We start from the raw sequence: 22,031 nt of genomic DNA on the forward strand, positions 1-22,031 counted from the left end.
TCAGAGCTTAGACCAAATCACTCGACCGGCGTACCAAACTTACTAAGATCGGGGAGATTTGATATTCCCGTTTTCATCAAGCGGTCGTGGCAGCTGAAAAAACTTGAATCAAGAGGGCACGTCTTCATAGCGTGTGCATCGCGTCGGTTGTACTCCATTCGATCCAAACCCAAGTTCTGTGCTTCCATCAAAGCGGAAGTTTCACGTTCGACAGGATCGATCACACTTAGCCCAAAGCTCTCCTGTTCTTCCGCGGTCAGGAGCCGGACGCTCGACGGTGGCGTCTTCATCATTTCATCAGCCAGCCGTTCGGAGACGTTCATTTCGCGCAAATAGGACCGTAGATCCGCGAGCATCGCATCGTAGTTTTTGCGAACGGTCTCGGCATCGAGCTTCTGGTTCGGTACCTGGAAATAGGGTTGATGAATACCAACCCGTGCAAATTCATTATAGCCAAGCCTCGTGGCCGCGCCCGCATAGATAAGCACGCACGAACTGAGACAGGAAGCGTAGGGATTTACCGATGCTGTCATCCTATTTTTTCTCAGCAATCTACCGATGGCCATCGCCGCCGTTACCGATCCTCCTGGACTATTCAGCCTAATCATAGTGCCCGAAAGAGTGTTGGATGGAACACTTGGATCTCTCAGACGACCAAAAGTTTCGATCAGCCGGGAGAGCGCGACCGTAGTCGTATCACTGATTTCACCTTCAATTGTGAGCCCCTTGATCGAACAATACTTCGTTGTGGGGTCACAATCGACGCTGCCCGTGACGCCTGCGGCATTTGCATTGCTTGTGATCAAAACAAACGGGACCAGGCAAGCTAATAGGCCGCTCCATCTTCTTGAATGCATGCCGTCCCCCAAAACGGAAATCGCTGACCAATCATAGCACTATTGTCCGTGGTTTAATAGTCACCTCAGTGTTCGCCTTCGCGCATGAACGCGAATGCCCTGGTTGCTCGGAATATTCGCCGGCTACGGGTCGGTTGCTCACTCTCCCAAGAGGCTCTGGCCGTAGATGCGGAGATTGATCGAACGTACGTGAGTCGATTAGAGAGGGGGCTGGAGAACCCGTCCGTCGCGGTATTGGAACGGCTCGCGAGCGCCCTTGAAGCAACCATCCCGGATCTTTTTCTTGTTCCGCCGAAGGGCGAGCCGCCTCCTAAGCCTCTGCGAGGAGGAAGACGGCCTACTAAGCGTTGACCCATCGTCATTTGCCAAAAGTGGCACAAAGCAATCATCATCTATCAAAGTTGTCTTCGCGTTGCTCGTGGATAGGAAAGGCGCCCGGCGATGCCCGCGAGGTGCGGAAAGACGCTGGCGATCCAGGTCAGGCGAGACTCATGGCACAGCCACTTCGCTCACCACGGCTGAACAGGGATGCCAAGTTTAGTTAGACTGAGGGATTTGGCCGATCATGCGAGGGCGAGCTTTGACGAAGGAGAGACTGAGCAAAGACGCTGCCGATGCGTTCCGACTCCTTCGAGCCTTTCGCTCCATCCGGGATCGGGCGAGCCGCCAGCGTGTCATTGAAACGGTTGAGGCGATGGCGTCGGAACGTTCTGACCGGCTGGGCAAAGCCGGCGCTAACGAGGCAGAGCATACTGAACGGTGAACTATGGCCCCCGGAGGAGGTCCATGGATCCGCGTTCCGAGGCATCGAAGACAATAAGGGATATCTCTAATACGCCGCGGCTCTAAAGCGAAAAGCGCCCCGGCGTCGTGATCGGCGCTACCGTCATGACGGCAAGGTCGCCATCGGCGAAATTGCCGAATCGATGCCCGCGGATGGCAAAGTTCCCGCCGCAGCCGCGCTTGGCCGCAAGCGCGGCAGGGCCGGCGGGCGTCTCGGCTAAACGACGGAAAGAATAGCAAAAGACGCCGCAAAGACGCCGCACAGAAGCGGCTGTGCCATGACACAAGGCTGTGCCACAGCACAGTTTCCGGCCTTCGTCTCTCTCCCCTTGATAGTACTAAGCAATATCAAACGGCCCCGTGCCATGTGTGGCACGTAAGCGCGCGAGCTGTCACGCCGTCACGCTTAGTATTCGCGTCTGACGCGCTCCATAGCCTGTCGACTATCCGCTTTACGATCGTCTTCGACTCTCGCGTCGACAGAGAGCCCCCAATTTTCGCCGTACTTCGCCTTGAGCTGACCGAGCGTCGGTCGCGTCGCCCGGTCTGCCTCCTCCCTTGCTAGCAGTTGCTCTTTGATGCGATTCTCGCGCGCAGCCCGCTGCTGGATCGGACGCATCTCTGCCTCGCAGGCGTCGTACACCTCCTTAACCGTTGGCAGCCAATTGCATTGGGTCGGCAACCCCGACATCGGATGCGTGACCACGGTGATCACCTCCTCGGGATAGCGCGCCAGCATTGCGGCTATCGCAGCTACGTAGGTATTGGGATCGTTGGCGTCACCCTTGCGATAGCAGCCGAGGAGTAGCCTCGCCCGATCCGCCGCGTACCGGCTCCGCGCCTGCTCCTGGGCCAGCGAAGCTGGCAATTTGCCGACGGAGATCGTCAGCTGCTTGAATGATTGGGCTGGTGACCGTTCCATTGCTGCCTCCCTTAAGCCGCGCAGCGATCCACGCTGACGGGTCAACTACACGATTGCGTTCCGCATCCTCGATGAGGCCGAGCACGATCACGGCGTCGTCGCCGGCTGCTTTCAGGCATTTGCCGACGAAAGACCGACATGCGTCTGGGCCTTTGCCGGTCATGGCTGCGATCTTCGCTAGCCCTTCGCTAAACAGCCGCTTCCGATGGTCGGGCGGCGCTTCGGCGCCAGACGCGTTAGCGTCTGAATCTTTCTTACCTTGGTTAAAGGTAAAAGGTTGCTCTGGCAGGGCTGTAGCATTGCTACAGCTTTGCTGTGCTATTGCTTTAGCTTTGCCACCCTTTTCGCCCGCCTTTGCTCTCCTTTCGTAGCTCTCACGCGCGCTCGCCAAGTCTTCCTCAACACGCCGAAGTTTCCACCCCGGTTTGAAGAACTTCTCCAGGACTGGCTTGGCCTTTTTCCATTCGGCGGGTGATGTACGGGCGATACACGCGAGCTGCTCGTCATCGTCCGGTAGGCACCCGGTCGACCAATAGTGAAAGAGCAGCAGTAGGTAGGAGCCGATTCCAGCCGCCCGCAGATGGCCGGTGTCGCGCAAGAAGTCGCCTATGTGAATCGGCATTTTCGGTGGGTTCATTCGGAGAACCTCTCGTTCCGGCACGCATCGATGATGGTCGCTCCGCTCATCAGCGCACCTCACTTTTAAGGCCGGCCAGATTGGCGATCACGTCAGCGATAGCAGGGGCGACGCCCACTCGGGACGCAACAGACTGGCCGGCACGGATGCTCGACTGGACCGTGCTTAGCTCGACCGTGACCGGCCGCCACGAGAATAGCAGGCGGTTGGAAATTAATTGAATATCGTCGAGGCGCTTGCTATTCGACTTCACGTTCAAAACTCCTCTGAGCCCGGTATGCACGATTGATCCTGCAAAGACGGATCGTGCCGCCGGGCGTGGTTTTGGGGATGAGCTAGACCGCATTCGCAAGGGGCAACGAGGCCAGCCATGCTTCGGCATCCGCGCGAGCAATGATTGTCTTCGATCCGAGTTTGCGGATTTTCAGCCTACCGGACTTGATCTCGCTGTAAGTTTTCGTCTTGCCGACGCAGTACGAGCGACAAAACTGATCGATCGTCATGGCAGCGGGGAGAGAAACAGCCAGGTCGGCAGCTAGTTGTTGACCCATGCACAACCTCTTCTTCGCGCTCGTTCGCGGGATTGCGCTACGAGTTCTTGCGGAGAAATGAGGCCGGTGATCGGACTAGTCTAATGGTCCGGAATTAGCCGAGCGGGGCGCGGATATAAATAAACTTATTCAATGGGTTATATTGAGCTACTGATGCCGCTGCTTTTTTCGCTGTCCGAGAGCCTGCCTGATTTGCCTGTCAGACACATGCGATTCGATCCCAACTGCTGCGAGAGCTTCGTTGGCGAACTTTGCGAACGCGCTAAGCTGACTTTTGGTGGGATCGGGATCGTACCGACGGCGCCCCTTGCTGATACCAAGTTTGTCCCAGATGCGATCGACGGATCTCGCATAGTCGCGATAGAGCGATGGTGGTGCACCGCGCATGAATGAGTGTGCGGGGATTCGGAGCGTGTCGGCGAGTATCCTGAAAAGCGAGATGTCCTTCGGCAGTTTGCCCTCGATCGTCATCTCGCACTTGCGCCTGGTTTCAGCGTCGAGCTCCTCCCAAAGCAATGTGCAGGTGTCTCTTGAGACAGGACCCATTGATCCCTCCTCACGAACCCAACCCAACCCGGCGCTCGGTTCTCGATCTGCGTCCCGCGCGAATAGCACAGCGTAGGCGGCGTCGGCGCGGACCTTGGGGGAAAGGCGCGGCAAGGTGGCAGCCATCGCGTCGAGCACCGAGAAGAATGTGCTGGTGTCGAAAAAGCCGCACGCCAGTGGGCGCTCTACAGATTTGTTCAGCAGATGCTTGGAACTTGGGGGAAGCCGATCAACTTCGCCCACGAAGGAATCGAGCCTGCGGCACAACCCTTCGGCAGCACGCTTACCTACATCGATACGACCGCGGGCCATATCTCTCCGAAGTTTTTCCAAATGTACCGATGCCGCTAAATCCAACGTTTCTTTTATGGCCCTTCCTGCTCGCGCCCTTCCTATCCCCTTCTTTGCAAGAATGGTCATCATTCGGCCCGAGGCCGAACGAATTGTAGCTTGGTCGAAATGAGAGCTGCTGAGCCGGAGTCGATCGCAAAAATCCTGGAGAAGGATCGGATTTATCGGAGCACTCAATCCGCGGGGGGAAGTTCTTCGGGTGTTAGCCATTGCTTTTGGCGCATCACGATTTCAGCGGGCCTTTGCCGGCCATCTCGAATCGGGCACCGATGCGGCTGTTGCCTCCTAGAGACCGGATCACACTGATGCCGCCTTGAATTCAACTACGCGCCCGCCTTGGCGCAATGTGTCGCAATAGTCGGCCCACCACTGCATCATCTTCACGCGCTCATCCCAATAGTCGCCGCGCGCATAGGCCCTGCGCACCGCGTTGGGTTCGATGTGCGCCAGCGCCGCCTCAATGCCATTGACGCTCCATCGGCCGCTTTCGTTGGCGAGGGTGGAAAACGTCGACCGGAAACCGTGCGCGCTCGCCTCGTCCTGGGAGAACCCGATGCGCCGCAGCGCGCCGTTCAGCGTGTTCTCGCTGATCGGCCGCTTCACACTACGCAGACCCGGAAACACCAGTCCGGCGGCGCCGTGCCCGGTGATCGGATGCAGCGTTTTCAGGATCGCCACAGCTTGCGTCGACAGCGGAATGCGGTGCGGCCGGCGCATCTTCGTTCGCTGGGCAGGAACCTCCCACGCGCAACCGTCAAGATCGAACTCCCTCCAAGTTGCGTGTCTCAGTTCGCCGGGACGGCAGGCGAGCAGCGCAATGAGTTGCAGCGCGGCCTTCGTGGTCGGCTGCCCCATGAAGCCCTCGATGGCCCGTAACAGTCCACCGAACGCCTTCGGATCGGTGATCGCGGCGCGGTGTTGCGGCTTCGGTGAAGCGATTGCGCCGCGCAGGGCTAGTGTCGGATCGTTGTCCGCGCGTGCGGTGGCGACGGCATGGCGAAACACCGCGCCGATGGTTGCCCGCAGCCGCTTGGCCGTCTCGAGCTTGCCGGCCGCTTCCAGCGGCTGAAGAACCCGGAGGATCTCGCCGGCTGAGATGTCGGCAATAGGCAGGGATCCCAGATCGGCCTTGGCAAGACCTAACAGCCATTCCAGCTTGCCCGCGGTCGCGGCCGCGACCCCTTCGCGCTGCTTCTTGGCGAACAGCTCGGCCGCGATCACCGAGAACGCGTTCGAGTGAGCCTCCGCGCGGGCAGCCTTCACCTGCCGCTTCCGGGTCGCCGGGTCCACTCCGTCGCGGACGAGGCCCGCCGCCTCATCCCTCCGCTTCCTGGCTGCTTCCAGCGGCACGCCGGCCGGATCCTTGCCATAGGGCCCTATTGCCAGTCGCTTGCGCTTGCCGCCAAACCGGTAGGCGTAGTTCCAGAGCTTCCCGCCCGTCGGCGTCAGCCATAATTGCAGGCCACCACCGTCAGATAAAATCGCCAGCTTCTCGCCAGGCTTAGCGTGCTTGATGGCCTTGTCCGTTAGTTTGGCGCCCGCCATGTTCCTCGCTCCGAAGTGTGGTCTTTTCGGAATCGCCCGCAGAGTCGAGCACCACCTAAAGAACCACAGTTTTCGTGGCTGTCAACGAACGGGAAAGAACAGGAGCGAACAGAATAGTACAAAAGATCACTGTTTTCAGTGTCTTGCATATCCAAAATGAACGGTGGAGAACGGTGGCGGATGGGAGGTGGTGCCGCAAGAGGGATTCGAACCCCCGACCCCGTCATTACGAATGACGTGCTCTACCGACTGAGCTATTGCGGCGAACCGTTCGGCTACGCCTGATAATTCGCGCCACCTGATATCGGGCATGACCCCGATTGGCAAGAAGCTGCGGTTATATAACCGCACAGCCGTTACCTAACCGCGAATTAGCTGCCCAAACGCGCCAGAAATCCGCGCCAGCCGCCGATCTGGGCCTTGGGCGGGCCGATTTGTTCCGCAAATTCGTCCACGGGGCCGTCCTCGTGGACCCCGGGGTCGTCGGGGGCCCGGATGATCGGGATCACGGCCGGGATTGGCGCCGGCGTGGCCTTGGGCAGGTCGGTCCGGGAGCGGAACAGGGGAGCCGGGGGCGCCGGTTCGGCGGCCGGCGGCAGGGCGGGCTCCGCTGCGGTGGGTTCGGCCGGGGCCGGCTCGGCCTCGATGGCGGCCGGCAGCGGGGCGTTATCCTGCACGGGCGGCGTGGCCGGCTCCAAGGGCTTCATCTCGACCGGCTTCATCTCGACCGGCTTGACCTCAACCGGCTCAACCGGCTTGGCCGCCGCCGGCTCGCTGGCCACCTCCTTGGGCGGTTCGACCCGCCGCGGCGCCAGCATCGCCTCCTCGAAGGGCGAGGGCTCGATCGCATGGCCCTTGTCGGACGGCAGCGCCGCCACCGGCGTCTGCCACTGGAAGGCATCGAGACGCCCGGTGACCGGCGACACCGGGCGCCAGCGATCCGAGACATAGCCGTCCGCGGTCCACACCGGATCGTGCAGCGCGCGCACCGCGCGCAAGGTCCAGGCCCGCGCTCGGCCGCTGTCGCCGTGCTCGGTGCGCTCGATCTCCGCCATCAGCAGCGCGACGCGCTGCGTCGGCGCAGCAATGAACGGCTCCAGCGCCGCACGCGCCTTCGCAAATTCGGACGCATCGATCGCAGCGCGCGCGATCGCCAGCGCGCCTTCGATATGGCCTGGAGTCTTCGCCGCCAGCGTCTCGACGCGCACCAGGCGCTGGCGCGCGGCATCGCCGAGCCGGACATGGGAATAGGCATCGGCGAGATCGGGATGCGGTTGCACGAGCCACGCGGTCTCGACGATGCGCATCGCACGGCGCACCTGATGCGCCTCGCTCTCGAATTTGGCTGCGAGCACGGCGGCCGGAATCAACGTCGGCGCCAGCTTGACCGCCTCCATCGCGCTCGCGCGCGACAGGTCGCGATCGACAGTCTCGAACTCCAGTGCGCGCGCCGTCAGCAGCACGCCGCGCTGCCGCCGATAGGTCGCCTTGTCGATCAGTCCGGCGGTCTGGTTGTTGTCGATGATCGACAGCGCGCCGGCCCAATCGCCCTTGGCGCAGCAGAAGCCGAGTACCGCATGCGAGGCCCATGACGACGATGGCGACATTTTCAGCGCTTCCTCGGCGATCATCACGGCCGCCACCGGATCGTCGGCGCGCTGCGCCTCGATGAACAGACCGCGCAGGCCGAGCAACCGCGTGTCCGGACGCTCGGCCATGGCGCGGAAGGCGCGCTGCGCCCCGTCGCGGTCGCCGTCGAGCTGCGCCGATTGCGCGTGCAGCAACAGCGCCAGCGGATCGCTGGCGGCATGGCGCCGCGCCACTTCGGCATGCGCGCGGGCGCCTGCGGAATCACCATGCCCGATCGCGAGCAGGCCTTGCGTGATGGCATGACGGCCGCGGGCGTGACGCCGTTCGCGCCTGCCACGACGGATGTGGCCGGGGATCTTCCACAGCCCGCGCAGGATCACGCCCGCCACCATCGCGACGACGATGACGATGCCGAGCAGGTACATCGGCTGCTTGGACGTCAGGCGGAAGCCGCCCCATGACATCACGAGATCGCCGGGCTGATCGGCCATCCAGGCCGCGCCCGCTGCAGCGAGCGCGATCAGCAGCAGGAACAGAATGATCCGGATCATCAAGAACCTATTGCAAAGATTTACTGGTTGACCGTGGCGAGCGCCGCCATGGCGTTGTCGGCAAATTTACGCGACGCGTCGAGCGCGGCGCGGCGCGCGTCCACCTTGTTGAGCCAGGCTTGCGCCGCGGTGCGATCGGCCGGCGGCAGCGACTTCAACTCACGCTCGGTCAATGCGAGGTCATTATGCACGGCGGCCGATGTCACGCGCGCGACGATGCTGCCGCGATCGGTCCCCGTGCCATCGGTCCGCTCGATGCGGATCAGCTTGGAGGCGCCGGCCTGCAAACGATCGACCAGCCCGGCACTCGCCGTCGCCGCTTCCGGCGCCGGCGGCGCCAGTTGCGGCACGATCTCGATCAGCTCGCGGCACAGCGCGTTCGGGCTCGGCACACCTGACGTCGCGAACGTCTCGAGCGGCTTCAGCATCGCGGGATCGTCGGCGAGCGTTTTCGCGGTCTCGAGCGCGGAGGCAAAGGGATCGCCATGGCGAACCGCGACGTCGAGCAGCGATGCCGCCACCACGCGGCGCAGCGGCGCATCGTCCGCCTTCGCCTCGGCCTTGGTGTCGGCGATCTTGCTGTCCTGTCTGGCGATCGCGGCGCCCTGCGCCTTCACCGCACCCTCGATCTTGTCGATGCGCGCCGTGATGCCCGAGATGTCCGGCGCAGCTGCGCCATCGCGCGGTGCGGCTTTCGCGTCGTTGACCGCTGCGGCAAGCTTGTCGGATTGCGCCCGCGTTGCGGCAAGCTCGGTGCGCAGTGCGGCGATCGATTTGTCGAGCGCCTCCAGCCGCGCCGTCGCCGCGGGATCGGCAGAAGCCGTGGCCGGCCGGCTGGCCTTTGCTTCGAGCGCGGCCAGGCGCGTGCCGAGTTCGTCGATCGTTACCGCGCCGGGCTGCGGCGCCGAGGCCGTCTGCACCGCGGGCCAGCCGAGCAGCGAGCCGACCCCGATCACCAGCGCCGCCGCGACTGCGCCCGATACCGGCGCCACCACCCAGGGCGACACCGGCCGCGCCGGCTCAGTGTCCCGCGCCACGGAGGCGGTCTCGGGCTGCGGCTCCGCCTGAGGCGCAGCTTCGGGCTGGGGCTCGGCTGCAGCCGCGGCAGCGTCCGCCTCGGCAGCCTCGTTGACAGCTTCCTTGGGAGCCTCCTCGGCCCCCTCCGTCTTGGGCGGCTCGCTGGAGACCTCGGTCGCCTCAAGATCGATGGTCGGCGGCGCGCGCTTGGGCCGGGAATCCGGCGAAGGTCCTGGGTCGTCGGGCCTTTCTTCAGCCATCGCAGGGGGTCCTCAAAACTATTGGCCGCACATTCTAGCAGAATCGGCCGAAGTTCTTAGAGCACGATCCGAAAAACCGGGCACCGCCTAACATCATGTCCAGACGAAAGAATTATGCCGCTCACGGCCGCAGGGTGCGGCTGAGTGCCTCGAGCAGGGCGTTTTCGTCGGGCTGTGCAGCCACCACCAGCTTGGTCGCGCCGGCGTCACGGAGCACTGCGGCGACCGCCGCCGAAATGCAGCATTGCGGCAAAGCGAGGGCCGATATCTCGAGACCATCGGCCCGTATTGCGTCCAGGAACGCCTGCGCGCTGCGGCGGGAATAATGCAGCACCGCGGTGATCCGGTTCGCCATGAAGGCGTCGCTGACCTCCCTGGGAAAAGCTGATACCGGCGCCATCCGGTAGGTGGTGTGGGTGACGACGGTCAGCCCCTTTTCGCCCAGTTCGCCCGCCAGATCGCGCGAGAGGTCGGCGCCGGCGAGATGGAGCAGCGTCGCCGAGGCCTCGAGTTCACCGGCCTTGACCCGCGCCAGCACGAGATCGCGCAAGCCGCCGGCGTCGCCCTTGGCCACGATCACCCTGTCGAAGCCCGCGGCGCGCGCGGCATCGGCGGTGTGCGCCCCGACCGCGAACAGCGGCAGAAGCAACAGCCGGCTGGCCGTGAGATCGACCGCGCGCAGCGCATTGGCGCTGGTCAGGATGACGGCGTCATAATCTGAATCGTCATCGTCGTGGAACGGCAGCGGCTCGAAGCGCAACACCGGCGCCGCGAGGGCGTCAAAGCCGCGCCCCCGCAACGTCGCGAGCGTGGCGTCATTGTCCGGATGCGGCCGCGTGACAAGGATCGTCACGGTTCAGGCCTCCAGCCTTGGATTGGACCTTGGATTGGACCTTGAAAAATGGACCTTGCCGACCGATTGCACTTCAAGACCTCGCAATGCTACCCCGGAGGGAACATTTCCAGTGAGCAGATCGGGCCGGAACCCGGTTCCGGCCCGTCCGGATCATGCTCGTAGCACAAGGGCCGAAATTGGGACACGAACCACCGATGCTGGTGTTGGGGATCGAAACCACCTGCGATGAAACCGCAGCCGCCGTGGTCGAGCGGCAGGCGGACGGGCAGGCAAAAATCCTCTCCAACGTCGTGCGCTCGCAGACCGACGAGCACGCCCGCTTCGGCGGCGTGGTGCCGGAGATCGCAGCGCGCGCCCATGTCGACCTGCTCGACGGCATCGTCGCCTCCGCGATGAAGGAGGCTGGCGTCAGTTATGGCCAATTGTCGGCGGTTGCGGCCGCCGCGGGACCCGGCCTGATCGGCGGCGTGATCGTCGGTCTCACCACCGCAAAGGCAATCGCGATGGTGCACGACACGCCGCTGATCGCGGTGAACCATCTCGAGGCGCACGCGCTGACGCCGCGGCTGACCTGCGCGCTGGCGTTTCCCTATTGCCTGTTCCTCGCCTCGGGCGGCCACACCCAGATCGTCGCCGTGGTCGGCGTCGGCGACTATGTGCGGCTCGGCACCACGGTCGACGACGCGATGGGCGAGGCCTTCGACAAGGTGGCGAAAATGCTGTCGCTGCCCTATCCGGGCGGGCCGGAGGTCGAGCGCGCGGCCGCCGGCGGCGACCCGACGCGGTTTGCCTTTCCGCGCCCGATGCTCGGCCGGCCCGATGCGAATTTCTCGCTGTCGGGACTGAAGACGGCGGTGCGCAATGAAGCGAGCCGGCTGGAGCCGCTCGAACCGCAGGACATCAGCGATCTCTGTGCGAGCTTCCAGGCGGCGGTGCTGGAATCGACCGCGGACCGCCTGAGCGTTGGCTTGAAGCTGTTCGAGGAGCGGTTCGGCACGCCGCGTGCGCTGGTCGCGGCCGGCGGCGTTGCCGCCAACCACGCGATCCGCAGCGCGCTGCAGGATGTCGCGGCGGAGGCGCAGACCACGCTGATCATCCCGCCGCCGGCGCTCTGCACCGACAATGGCGCGATGATCGCCTGGGCCGGCGCCGAGCGGCTGGCGCTCGGGCTGACCGACACGATGGAAGCGCCGCCGCGCGCCCGCTGGCTGCTCGATGCCAACGCCAAGGCGCCGGCCGGCTACGCCAACAGCCGCGCCGGACATTGAACCGAGGGTTTTGATGCCCGCGCATAAGTCAGTCAGCGTGATCGGTGCCGGCGCCTGGGGCACGGCATTGGCCGAGGTCGCAGCGCGCGCCGGACGCAAGGTGACGCTGTATGCGCGCAATGCCGAGCATGCGACGCAGATCCAGGCGACGCGAGTCAATCCGAAGCTGGCTGGCGTCCAGCTCGATCCTGGCATCGTCGTGACGTCGGATATCGCTACTGCCGCCCGCGCGGACATCATTCTGGCCGTGACCCCGGCGCAGCATTTGCGCGCGGCGGTCGGACATATCGCGTCGCACCTCAAACCTGATACGCCCGTCATCGCCTGCGCCAAGGGCATCGAGCACGGCACCCACAAATTCATGACCGAGGTGATCGCGGAGGCAGCACCCGGCGCCGTGCCCGCGATCCTGTCGGGACCGAGCTTTGCCGACGACGTCGCGCGCGGATTGCCGACCGCCGTGACGCTGGCCGCCAGGGACGAGGCGCTGGCGAGTGCACTCGTGCAGGCGCTCGGTTCGGCGACCTTCCGGCCCTATCACACCACCGACGTGCGCGGCGTCGAGATCGGCGGCGCGGCCAAGAACGTGCTGGCGATCGCCGCCGGCATCGTGGTCGGCAGAAATCTCGGTGCCTCTGCGCTCGCCGCGCTGACCACGCGCGGCTTCAGCGAGCTCGCACGATTGGGCCGCGCCTGCGGCGCGCGCGCCGAAACCCTCGCCGGCCTGTCCGGACTTGGCGATCTGCTGCTCAGCTGCTCGACCGCGCAATCGCGCAATTTCGCGCTCGGCGTCGCGCTCGGGCGCGGTGAAGCCGCGCCGGTCGGCAAGCTCGCCGAGGGCGCATTCACTGCGCCTGTCTTGTGCGAGCTCGCCGCCTCGCGAAAGGTCGATATGCCGGTATCGAACGCAGTCGCCGCTATCCTGAGCAACCGGCTGACGATCGACGCGGCGATCGAAGGCCTGCTGACACGTCCGTTCAAGGCCGAAGGCTAGAGCATGATCCGGAAAAGTGTGTAGCGGTTTTCCGAAAAGATCATGCTCAAATCAAAGAGCTAGAGCGGGATGACGATTCGAAGAAAAGTCATCGCGCTCTAGTCACCGCGCCGTCGCGAAAGCGACGAGGTCGTTCAATCCCGATCCCATTCCGTCAGGCGCGACGCCAAGCTCCTCGACTGCCGCGGTGGCGCGGTTGACCCAGAAGGTCGGATAGCCGAACCACTTCGCTCCGGCGACATCCCAGCCGGCGAACGCCGCAAAGACGATCTCTTCTTTCGGTAGACCGAACGCGTCGACGCCCATCTGGTAAGCGCGGGCATCGGGCTTGAAGGCTTGAACCCTGTCGGTTGAGAGGTGAGGCTCCAACAGCCCCTCAAGCCCGGAGTTCTTGATGGCGGCATCGAGCATCGGCGCGGTGAGATTCGACAGGAACGCCATGCGAAGGCCCGCATCACGCAGCTGCCGCAGCGCCGGCCCGACGTCCGGCCACGCCTTCAGCTCCAGATAGGTCTGCATCAGTCGGTCGCGCTGCTCGGATAACAACTCGATCTTCATCGCCTTGGCCGCGAAGGCCAGCGCGTCCTCGGTGACGCGCCAGAAATCGGTGTAGCGTCCGCCAAGCGTCCTGAGCCAACCATACTCGAACTGCCGCGTGCGCCAGGAGGCGCTCAACTCGGCACCCCTGCCCGGAAACATCTCCTCCACGCGCGCGAAGACCGGACGCGGATCGATGATCGGAAAACCGTCGAAGGCGATCGCCTTGAACGAGGAACGCCCTGCGGCGCGCACCTGGGACGGCAGCACTGTCGCCGTCGCGACCGAAACTGCGGTCAAGGCCGTGAACGTGCGGCGATTGAGAAGCATGTGATCTCCGTCGAACGAGCGGCGACCGTTCACAGAAAAAGCGCATCGGCACAATCGCCGGATTGCGGCAGAGACCATTCCAGATTTCAAAACAATCGACGCCTGCTGGCGCGACCGCTCAGGCCGGAGAAATGCGCTCCAAAGCGTCTCGCAAGCCGCCCTTCACGGCCTGAAGGCGCTGTACTAGCGTGGCGGCGAACCGTCGGATCCCGGTCTAAGAATCGAAAAGCGGATCCCAAGGGAAAAACACATGCGTCAACCGCAACGCGTCATCGTCTCCTTCAGCCTTGTTTCGTTCAGCCTTGCACTCGCCCTCGCCGCCTCGTCCGCTATCGCTCACGCCCAAACTGCAGCCTCATACGACGACCTTGCCAGGAGCGAGGCCGCGACCAATGCCGAGAACGGCAAGCGGGTCGCGCCGCTCAAATCGATCGGCAATCCCACCAGCGACGTCTCTCCCGAAATGCAGGCGATCATCGGCGCGCCCTATCCGCCGCATTTCAACGCCGACCCGAAGACATCAGCGGAATGGAAGGAGCTGATCGATCGCCACGCCAAGCTTTTGATCGCGGGTCTTCCGGCGATGAAGGCGAAGCTCGGCGTCAAGGTCGAGGAGACCAAAATTGCCGGCGTGCACTGCTACATCGTCACGCCGAACAAGATCGCGCTCGAGAACCGGCGGCGCCTGCTGATTCACGTCCATGGCGGCGGTTACGTGTTCGGCCCCGGCGAAGCGGCGCTGCCGGAAGCCATCATGATGGCCGGCTTTGGCGGCTTCAAGGTGATCTCGGTCGACTACCGGATGCCGCCGGACTTCCCCTATCCGGCCGCGCTTGATGACGCGATGGCGGTGTGGAAGGAGGTCTTGAGGTCGCATGAGCGCCACCGGCTCGCGATCTTCGGCACCTCGACCGGCGGCGCGATGACGCTCGCGATGGTGTTGCGCGCGAGGGACGAGAAGCTGCCGCTGCCGGCCGCCATCGCGCCGGGCACGCCGTGGTCCGACATCGACAAGATCGGCGACAGCTACGCCAGCAATGAGTGGATCGACAATGTGCTGGTGACCTGGGACGGATGGCTCGGCCGCGCGGCGAAGCTCTATGCAAACGGGACCAGTCTGAAGACCCCCTACATTTCGCCGATCTACGGCGACTTCAAGGGCTTTCCGCCGACCATCCTGACATCGGGCACGCGCGACCTGTTCCTCAGCAACACGGTTCGCACCCATCGCAAATTGCGGCGCGCCGGCGTGATTGCCGACCTCAATGTCTATGAGGGGCAGTCGCACGCCCAGTACCAGATGAACGCCGATGCGCCCGAGACGAAAGAGGCGTTCACCGACATCGCCAAATTCTTCGATCGATATCTGAAACAGTGAGCGTGATGGCGTCTTCATTTGACGCGTTTCTTCAACGCGAACCGGTACCGATCCCGCATCAAGTGCGGGACAGGCTTCGCTCGAAAACGCTCTGATCGGATGCCCGCGCTTGTCGCGGGCATCCGTGTGCCTGTAGATTGCCGCGCAATCGGCGTTTTGGAACGGGGTGAGTTGCGATGAACTACTGGCTGGTGAAATCCGAACCGTCAGTCTGGTCGTGGGACCAGCAGGTCGCCAAGGGCGCGAAGGGCGAAGCCTGGACCGGCGTGCGCAACTTCACGGCGCGGCAGAACCTCGTCAACATGAAGAAGGGCGACAAGGCGTTCTTCTATCATTCCAACGAAGGCAAGGAGATCGTCGGCATCGCCGAGATCATCAAAGAGGCCTATCCGGACCCGACCGACAAAACCGGCAAGTTCGTCTGCGTCGACATCAAGGCCGACAAGCCGCTGAAGACACCGGTGACGATGGCCGCGATCAAGGCCGACAAGAAACTCGCCGACATGGCGCTGGTGAAGTATTCGCGGCTCTCGGTGCAGCCGGTGACTGCGGAGGAATGGAAGTACGTCTGCAAGATGGGTGGGCTTTAGCGTTCCAACGAAGTCCACCGTCGTCCCGGCGCAGGCCGGGACCCATAACCACAGGCGAGCATTATTAGAGCGCGCTGTGGCTCCAGCTTGTTTCCGCAATCAACATTTGGGGTAATGGGTCCCGGCCTTCGCCGGGACGACGTAGAGTTCGGAGCTTTACGCCCCGGCCGCCATCACCACCTGCGCCAGCAGCTGCTCGCGCTTGGACTGGGTGCGGTAGCCTCCCATCGTCGCGGCGAAGCGTTCGAGGATGCCGTCCTCGAAGGCAGTGACGATGGTGTCGTGGACGTAGCTCTTGCGGCAGATCGCCGGCGTGTTGGAGAGCTGGTCGGCGGCGGCGCGGATCGCATCCAGCACCTGGCGCTTGCGGCCGCGCTGGCTGGTGGCCGGCGTGATCCGCGACAGCGACTCCACGACGACGGCCGACGCCATCAGCGTGCGGAAATCCTTCAGCGAGATCTTGATGCCGGCGATCTCGCGCAGGAACGCGTTCACCGCCGTGGTCGAGGCGGCGCGAACGACGCCGGAGCGGTCGTGATACTGGAACATGCGCTTGCCCGGGACACCGCGCAGAATGCCGATCGCCCGCACCAGCTTGGCCGCGTCGCATTCCTTGCGCACGGCCTTGCCGCCCTTGGCCTTGAAGGTCAGCACCAGAGAATCGTCTTCCAGCGTGACGTTGGACTTCAAAAGCGTGGTGGCGCCGCGGGTGCCGTTGAGGCGGGCATAGGATTCGTTGCCGGGCCGGATCGCGGTGCGCGCGATCAGCTCGATCACCGCCGACAGCGCGAATTCGCGCGTCGGCTCTTCGCCGGACAGGAACGCCGAGACCTTGCGCCGGATCTTCGGCAGCGCCGCCACGAGCTTGGCCAGGCGATGCGCCTTGCGCTGCTCGCGGACCTTCTCCCAATCGGCGTGATAACGGTATTGCAAACGACCTGCGGCATCGCGGCCGACCGCCTGCAAATGCGAGCTAGGATCGCTGGAATAGCGCACCTGGCGATAGGCCGGCGGAACCGCCATGGCGTGCAGCCGACGGATCGTCCGCGCATCGCGGACCCGCGAGCCATTGGCACGAACGAATGAATAGTTCTTGCCGCGCTTGATGCGGCGGATGGTCAGCTCGTTCTGGTCGCCGAGCCGCAGGCCCAGATCGCGCGCGAGATCCTCGACCGAGGTCTTGATGGGCGCGTCGAGGTTGAGCTTGGCCCGCGGCGGCTGCAACTTTGCCTGCGGCCGCTTGGGCCACTGGCCTAGCGCCTTCGCCAGGGCGACAGCGGGATCGGCGGACATGGGCCGCACAGCCGCGATGTTCTGCTGATCCATCATACTTCCAAGACGCCTTGCTCCGCTGTTCTCCCGGTAATGCCGTTGCTTCGGGCTTCGTTCCGGTCGGGCCGTCCCGGCCTCGGAAAGGCGATTTAGGGCGTCGGGGCCGACATTGCGAGTCGCGAATCAGTTATTGACGGTTCCTAATTACCTTTCATGGGTGCCATTCGCCCCGTAACCTTGATTTTGGTCCCTCCGGGACCGGTCAAAATGGCGAGATCACTGCCCGGAACCGGGTTTGGGAGGGCCGAGCAGGCCGGGCCGGACTCGCGCAGACCAGGTCGGAGATCGTGCCCCTTCGTGCCAATTCCGCGCTGGCATGCCGCCTAATGCCGGTGGCCGAACCGCTGGCCCGCGGGCAGGGATTGCGGAGGTCGCCGGTGTCGTCTCGACAAAATTTCCGGCCGCGGGCCGTCAGGCCACGCCAGTCGCCGGCCAAGCAATTGTCAGCGGCGAGCAGCGCAGCGGCGTCCGACACTTCGTTCAACTCTGCCTGAAGCCGTCCATCTAAATCGGCGCCGGCGTATCGTCATCGTGGGCGACTTTGCCGCGGTGGCGGCGAGCGGCGCTGGGAGCGACATCACTACGACCAAGAGACCAGTGACGCGGTGCGCGTGATCGCGCATAGGTTTCTCTCGTCAACGAGGCGCGGTAAACCGCCCATCAGATGCGGAAGCCGGCGGAATGTCCGGCGGCTTCCCGCGACGAAAGTGACAGTCCTTTTTCCTTGCCGGGCCGGAATGCGGCAACGCATAATCGCGGCAATGATCAAGACGGCTTGCCGTCGCGTCGTGTGCGATCGGCAATGAGTGGAGGAAAGCGATGTCCGAGAAGATCTATGACGTGTCGGCCGATTGGGCCAAGCGCGCCTACGTCAACGACGCCAAATATCGCGAGATGTACGCGCGCTCGGTCAAGGACCCCAACGGCTTCTGGGCCGAGCACGGCAAGCGGATCGACTGGATCAAGCCCTTCAGCAAGGTCGAGAACGTCTCCTTTGCGCCCGGTAACATCTCGATCAAATGGTTCGAGGATGGCGTTTTGAACGTCGCCTGGAATTGCATCGACCGGCATCTCGAGAAGCGCGGCGACCAGACCGCGATCATCTGGGAGGGCGACGACCCCTCCGAGTCCAGGCACATCACCTACCGCCAGCTGCACGACGAAGTCTGCAAGATGGCCAACATCCTGCGCACCCGGAACGTCAAGAAGGGCGACCGCGTCACGATCTATTTGCCGATGATTCCGGAAGCGGCCTACGCCATGCTGGCCTGCGCGCGGATCGGCGCGATCCATTCGGTGGTGTTCGGCGGCTTCTCGCCGGACAGCCTCGCCCAGCGCATCAAGGACTGCGACTCGAAGGTCGTCATCACCGCGGACGAAGGCCTGCGCGGCGGCAAGAAGGTGCCGCTGAAGGCCAATGTCGATGCCGCCATCGCCAAGACCGGCGGCGTCGACTGGGTCGTGGTGGTGAAGCGCACCGGTGGCAAGATCGAGATGAACCCGACCCGCGACCTCTGGTATCACGAGGCCGCCGAGATGGTGACGACGGAATGCCCGGCCGAGCACATGCACGCCGAGGACCCGCTGTTCATCCTCTACACCTCAGGCTCGACCGGCACGCCGAAGGGCGTGCTGCACACCTCCGGCGGCTATCTCGTGTTCGCCTCGATGACGCATCAATATGTGTTCGACTATCACGACGGCGACATCTACTGGTGCACCGCCGACGTCGGCTGGGTCACTGGTCACAGCTACATCCTCTACGGGCCGCTCTGTAACGGCGCGACCACGCTGATGTTCGAGGGCGTGCCGAACTACCCGGACAATTCGCGCTTCTGGAACGTGGTCGACAAGCACAAGGTCAACATCTTCTACACCGCGCCGACCGCGATCCGCGCGCTGATGCAGGGCGGCGACGAGCCGGTGAAGAAGACCTCGCGCCAATCGCTGCGCCTGCTCGGCTCGGTCGGCGAGCCGATCAATCCGGAAGCCTGGGAATGGTATTACCGCGTGGTCGGCGACGAGCGCTGCCCGATCGTCGACACCTGGTGGCAGACCGAGACCGGCGGCATCTTGATCACGCCGCTGCCGGGCGCCACCAAGCTGAAGCCGGGATCGGCGACGCGGCCGTTCTTCGGCGTGGTGCCGGAGATCGTCGACGCCGACGGCAAGACCTTGGAGGGAGAGACCTCGGGCAATCTCTGCCTGACCAAGTCATGGCCCGGCCAGATGCGCACGGTCTATGGCGATCATGCCCGGTTCGAGCAGACCTATTTCTCGACCTACAAGAACAAGTATTTCACCGGCGACGGCTGCCGGCGGGATGCCGACGGCTATTACTGGATCACCGGCCGTGTCGACGACGTCATCAACGTCTCCGGCCACCGCATGGGCACCGCCGAGGTCGAGAGCTCGCTGGTCGCGCATGAGGCGGTGTCGGAAGCCGCGGTGGTCGGCTATCCGCACGACATCAAGGGCCAGGGCATCTATGCCTATGTCACGCTGATGAAGGGCACCGAGCCGACGGAAGCGCTGCGCAAGGAGCTGGTCGCCTGGGTCCGCAAGGATATCGGCCCGATCGCCTCGCCGGATCTGATCCAGTTCGCGCCCGGCCTGCCGAAGACGCGCTCCGGCAAGATCATGCGCCGCATCCTGCGCAAGATCGCCGAGGACGAGCCGTCGAGCCTCGGCGACACCTCGACCTTGGCCGATCCCGCCGTGGTCGACGACCTCGTCGAGAACCGGCAGAACAAAAAGTAGGCACCACGAGAGGTGACCTTGCTCCGGCATTTGATTGGTCGCGCAGTCCAGCTGGCCTGCGCGATCCCTGTTTTTCTCTTCAGCACGTTGCCCGCGCCCGCCCAACAGGCGTCCACGCTGCCCCCCGATAATTTTGCTTACTTTTACCAGGATCCGCGACCGGAGCGTCTCACCGAGATTTTCGCTAGCGTGCAAAATACCGCAACAAGCTGGATTGCATTTCCTCCGCTGACAGGCTTGCTGGCGGCCGATTTCAAGTCTCACCCGGAACACATCGACAGGCTTGTCCCGATCGTTAAGGACGTCAAAGCCTCCTATGCCCTGATCACCGCCGCGCGGTTGTCCGGCCAACCGGCGAAGGCCGAGATGCTTCGGGCCAAATTCACCAACCTTGGTTTCGATCAAACACTCAACGCCGAGTTCGCAGGTATTCCGACTCGCTTCGAAGACCTGCAAATCACCCGGCCTACCCACCTGGATATCTTGTGGGGCGCATCGTTCGCTGCCGGCGACAGCCGCTATGTCATGCCGATCGTCGACTACTTCGCTGCCGCCGCGAACACGTCCGAACTCGTAGCGATCGACATTACCAAGACGGCCGTTGAAATGACGGGCGGTCCCAAAGGCACCATTGCCGGCTTGAAAGCAAAATATGGCGATGCCGGCGCCATGCAGATGATCCTTGCAGCGACAGCGTTATGGGCGATCGCTTCCAATTCGCGCCAGCACGACTACGTCAAGCAAACGGTCGTCAGATATGTCGGGGATCACCCGGGCGCCCCCGCGACTAAAGCGCTCTCCGCGCTGCCTGCACTGAAGTAGATCTAAACGCACGCCCCTTCCTCCCACCACGCCGTTCCGAACGGTGCCTCTTCCATTTTCACGGGGTGGACCCTTTCACGGGATTGTCAGAGGCAAGGCAGCACTGTGGCGCGTTTGTGGCCAAGTGTTGTTTTCAGGTCATTTACTTTAATCCGAACTTTTTCTTCTCTCCCGCCATCAGGACGGTTCTCGCGGCCGGTGTGAAACCACCCGGTTAAGACACGCAGTTAATATTGCGTGCGCGAGACCGGCGGGCCCATTTTTTCAGGGCTCTGCACCTTCGTTTTTGGCTCCCTCATTGGGGCCGTTGGGAAGTGGAGAGGTTGATGTCGTTGAAGGTTGCGGTGGCGCTGGCTGCCACCCTTGGTGCTGTTGTTTCGATGTCGCAGACGGCCGAAGCGCGGCCGGAAATGGTGGGAATGCACGGTGACGCTTACGAGCCGGGCACCATCGTGGTGAAGACCAACGAACGGCGGCTGTATCTCATTCTCGATTCCGGCCATGCCGTGCGTTATCCGGTCGGCGTCGGCAAGTCCGGCAAGCAGTGGGCCGGCACCACAAGGATCGACGGCAAGTATCGCTACCCGGCCTGGTCGCCGCCCGCCGAGGTCAAGCGCGACAAGCCGAGCATCCCGAACGTGATTGCGGGCGGTTCGCCGGCCAATCCGATGGGCGTGGCCGCGATGACGCTGACCGGCGGCGAATATGCCATCCACGGCACCAACCGGCCGGGCTCGGTCGGCGGCTTCGTGTCCTACGGCTGCATCCGCATGCTGAACGACGACATTACCGATCTCTATTCGCGCGTTTCGGTCGGCACGACGGTCGTCGTCACCCGCTGATCACTACAAATCTCTCACCGAAGAAAAGCCGCGCCTACGCGCGGCTTTTTGTTTGCCGATCCGGTGCCGTGGAACGGTGGATGTGATCGCTGGCGCTTAGCGGATCAAATTTCCACACCAGCCGAAGCGGTGGCCGCCATTGTAGGCGCGCGCATGGCCGGCCGCGAGCAGCGCCGCCGAGACGTTGTCGGTCTTCTTCGTCGCAACGTCGGCGACGACGCGTCCCTGATATTTGTCGGGACCGATATTGTAGATCGCGACATCGCCCTGGCCGAGCAGGTCGCGCAGCGCGACGGTTGCCGCTTCCGCCATCTGCAGTTCGTGCTGACAGGACGCCTTCAGCTCCGGCGCGTCGATGCCGCGCAGCCGGACCCGCGTGAAGAGATCAGGGCCCGGCGCGAGATGCACCCGCGCCTCGAAGGTGTCGCCATCGATCGTCCTGACGACATCGACGCTGTGCCTGGCGTCAGGCGCGCCGGCACGTTGCCAGATCACGTCAGTGTCGCGCGACCGGTTCAACGACCAGTGCGACGGCACCCATTGAGGCACCCATTGGCGGATCGGAAGCATGCTGCCGACGGCGATGCCGAGAACGAACACCCAGGGCAGCGCCGCCGAGACGCGCCGGCCCCACGGTGATCTTCGGAAGGGCGGACGTCCCGTCCCACGATAAGGATTTATTCTCTCGTATGGGGACATATTCCCAGACTGG

The 22,031-nt window shown here is 63.6% G+C and carries 21 protein-coding genes and 1 tRNA gene; 8 read left to right on the forward strand and 14 right to left on the reverse strand.

The window, feature by feature from the left end; translation table 11 throughout:
- Nucleotides 1-17 precede the first annotated feature (17 nt).
- Nucleotides 18-857 (reverse strand): COG3904 family protein, encoded by an 840-nt coding sequence (locus tag HAP48_RS14845; RefSeq protein WP_166213153.1) that lies wholly within the window; start codon nt 855-857, stop codon nt 18-20.
- An 84-nt stretch (nt 858-941) separates the two neighbouring features.
- Between HAP48_RS14845 and HAP48_RS14850 the strand changes: the two genes are divergently transcribed.
- Nucleotides 942-1,208, forward strand: a complete 267-nt coding sequence (locus tag HAP48_RS14850) for a helix-turn-helix transcriptional regulator (RefSeq protein WP_166213151.1) — start codon at nt 942-944, stop codon at nt 1,206-1,208.
- A gap of 838 nt (nt 1,209-2,046) precedes the next feature.
- Here the strand turns inward: HAP48_RS14850 and HAP48_RS14855 are convergent.
- The 10 genes from HAP48_RS14855 to HAP48_RS14900 all read right to left on the reverse strand — a co-directional run bounded on the left by HAP48_RS14855 (nt 2,047) and on the right by HAP48_RS14900 (nt 10,463).
- Nucleotides 2,047-2,379 (reverse strand): hypothetical protein, encoded by a 333-nt coding sequence (locus tag HAP48_RS14855; protein ID WP_166213149.1) that lies wholly within the window; start codon nt 2,377-2,379, stop codon nt 2,047-2,049.
- A gap of 40 nt (nt 2,380-2,419) precedes the next feature.
- The gene (locus tag HAP48_RS14860) at nt 2,420-3,199 is read right to left on the reverse strand and encodes a YdaU family protein (RefSeq protein WP_166213147.1); all 780 of its coding nucleotides are present in this window, start codon (nt 3,197-3,199) and stop codon (nt 2,420-2,422) included.
- A gap of 49 nt (nt 3,200-3,248) precedes the next feature.
- A complete protein-coding gene (locus HAP48_RS14865; protein WP_166213145.1) occupies nt 3,249-3,452 on the reverse strand; it encodes a hypothetical protein in 204 nt (67 codons plus the stop codon).
- Nucleotides 3,453-3,534: 82 nt separating this feature from the next.
- Nucleotides 3,535-3,750 (reverse strand): helix-turn-helix domain-containing protein, encoded by a 216-nt coding sequence (locus HAP48_RS14870; protein ID WP_224497051.1) that lies wholly within the window; start codon nt 3,748-3,750, stop codon nt 3,535-3,537.
- Nucleotides 3,751-3,897: 147 nt separating this feature from the next.
- Nucleotides 3,898-4,719, reverse strand: a complete 822-nt coding sequence (locus tag HAP48_RS14875) for a hypothetical protein (protein ID WP_166213143.1) — start codon at nt 4,717-4,719, stop codon at nt 3,898-3,900.
- Nucleotides 4,720-4,944: 225 nt separating this feature from the next.
- On the reverse strand, nt 4,945-6,192 hold the full coding sequence (locus HAP48_RS14880; protein WP_166213141.1) for a tyrosine-type recombinase/integrase: 1,248 nt from the start codon (nt 6,190-6,192) through the stop codon (nt 4,945-4,947).
- Nucleotides 6,193-6,380: 188 nt separating this feature from the next.
- A tRNA-Thr gene (locus HAP48_RS14885) sits at nt 6,381-6,456 on the reverse strand.
- Nucleotides 6,457-6,563: 107 nt separating this feature from the next.
- Nucleotides 6,564-8,333, reverse strand: a complete 1,770-nt coding sequence (locus HAP48_RS14890) for a heme biosynthesis protein HemY (protein WP_166213139.1) — start codon at nt 8,331-8,333, stop codon at nt 6,564-6,566.
- Nucleotides 8,334-8,353: 20 nt separating this feature from the next.
- Nucleotides 8,354-9,610, reverse strand: a complete 1,257-nt coding sequence (locus tag HAP48_RS14895) for a COG4223 family protein (protein WP_166213137.1) — start codon at nt 9,608-9,610, stop codon at nt 8,354-8,356.
- 121 nt (nt 9,611-9,731) lie between these two features.
- Nucleotides 9,732-10,463, reverse strand: a complete 732-nt coding sequence (locus HAP48_RS14900; protein ID WP_166213135.1) for a uroporphyrinogen-III synthase — start codon at nt 10,461-10,463, stop codon at nt 9,732-9,734.
- A gap of 197 nt (nt 10,464-10,660) precedes the next feature.
- Between HAP48_RS14900 and tsaD the strand changes: the two genes are divergently transcribed.
- Both tsaD and HAP48_RS14910 read left to right on the forward strand, forming a co-directional pair.
- Complete coding sequence (gene tsaD / locus HAP48_RS14905; protein WP_166213133.1) at nt 10,661-11,734, forward strand: tRNA (adenosine(37)-N6)-threonylcarbamoyltransferase complex transferase subunit TsaD; 1,074 nt, start codon at nt 10,661-10,663, stop codon at nt 11,732-11,734.
- A gap of 13 nt (nt 11,735-11,747) precedes the next feature.
- Nucleotides 11,748-12,728, forward strand: a complete 981-nt coding sequence (locus HAP48_RS14910) for an NAD(P)H-dependent glycerol-3-phosphate dehydrogenase (RefSeq protein ID WP_166213131.1) — start codon at nt 11,748-11,750, stop codon at nt 12,726-12,728.
- Between the two features lie 102 nt (nt 12,729-12,830).
- Here the strand turns inward: HAP48_RS14910 and HAP48_RS14915 are convergent, their stop codons facing one another.
- The gene (locus HAP48_RS14915; protein ID WP_166213129.1) at nt 12,831-13,595 is read right to left on the reverse strand and encodes a haloacid dehalogenase type II; all 765 of its coding nucleotides are present in this window, start codon (nt 13,593-13,595) and stop codon (nt 12,831-12,833) included.
- 250 nt (nt 13,596-13,845) lie between these two features.
- On the opposite strand from HAP48_RS14915, the gene HAP48_RS14920 reads away from it, so the two are divergent.
- On the forward strand, nt 13,846-14,973 hold the full coding sequence (locus tag HAP48_RS14920; RefSeq protein WP_166213127.1) for an alpha/beta hydrolase: 1,128 nt from the start codon (nt 13,846-13,848) through the stop codon (nt 14,971-14,973).
- A gap of 176 nt (nt 14,974-15,149) precedes the next feature.
- Nucleotides 15,150-15,563 carry an EVE domain-containing protein gene (locus tag HAP48_RS14925; protein WP_166213125.1) on the forward strand — a complete coding sequence of 138 codons (414 nt, stop codon included), beginning with the start codon at nt 15,150-15,152 and terminating at the stop codon, nt 15,561-15,563.
- 156 nt (nt 15,564-15,719) lie between these two features.
- Here HAP48_RS14925 and HAP48_RS14930 read toward each other — a convergent pair whose 3' ends face one another.
- On the reverse strand, nt 15,720-16,892 hold the full coding sequence (locus HAP48_RS14930) for a DNA topoisomerase IB (protein ID WP_166213123.1): 1,173 nt from the start codon (nt 16,890-16,892) through the stop codon (nt 15,720-15,722).
- Between the two features lie 822 nt (nt 16,893-17,714).
- Here HAP48_RS14930 and acs point away from each other — a divergent pair.
- From acs to HAP48_RS14945, 3 genes are all read left to right on the forward strand, one after another.
- Complete coding sequence (acs, locus tag HAP48_RS14935; protein WP_166213121.1) at nt 17,715-19,655, forward strand: acetate--CoA ligase; 1,941 nt, start codon at nt 17,715-17,717, stop codon at nt 19,653-19,655.
- An 18-nt stretch (nt 19,656-19,673) separates the two neighbouring features.
- Nucleotides 19,674-20,477: a hypothetical protein gene (locus HAP48_RS14940; protein ID WP_166213119.1), complete on the forward strand. Its 804-nt coding sequence runs from the start codon at nt 19,674-19,676 to the stop codon at nt 20,475-20,477.
- A gap of 326 nt (nt 20,478-20,803) precedes the next feature.
- Nucleotides 20,804-21,319 carry a L,D-transpeptidase gene (locus HAP48_RS14945; RefSeq protein ID WP_166213117.1) on the forward strand — a complete coding sequence of 172 codons (516 nt, stop codon included), beginning with the start codon at nt 20,804-20,806 and terminating at the stop codon, nt 21,317-21,319.
- A 96-nt stretch (nt 21,320-21,415) separates the two neighbouring features.
- Here the strand turns inward: HAP48_RS14945 and HAP48_RS14950 are convergent, their stop codons facing one another.
- The gene (locus HAP48_RS14950) at nt 21,416-22,018 is read right to left on the reverse strand and encodes a thermonuclease family protein (protein WP_175612325.1); all 603 of its coding nucleotides are present in this window, start codon (nt 22,016-22,018) and stop codon (nt 21,416-21,418) included.
- Nucleotides 22,019-22,031 lie beyond the last annotated feature (13 nt).

The organism is Bradyrhizobium septentrionale (assembly GCF_011516645.4).
GTDB lineage: Bacteria > Pseudomonadota > Alphaproteobacteria > Rhizobiales > Xanthobacteraceae > Bradyrhizobium > Bradyrhizobium septentrionale.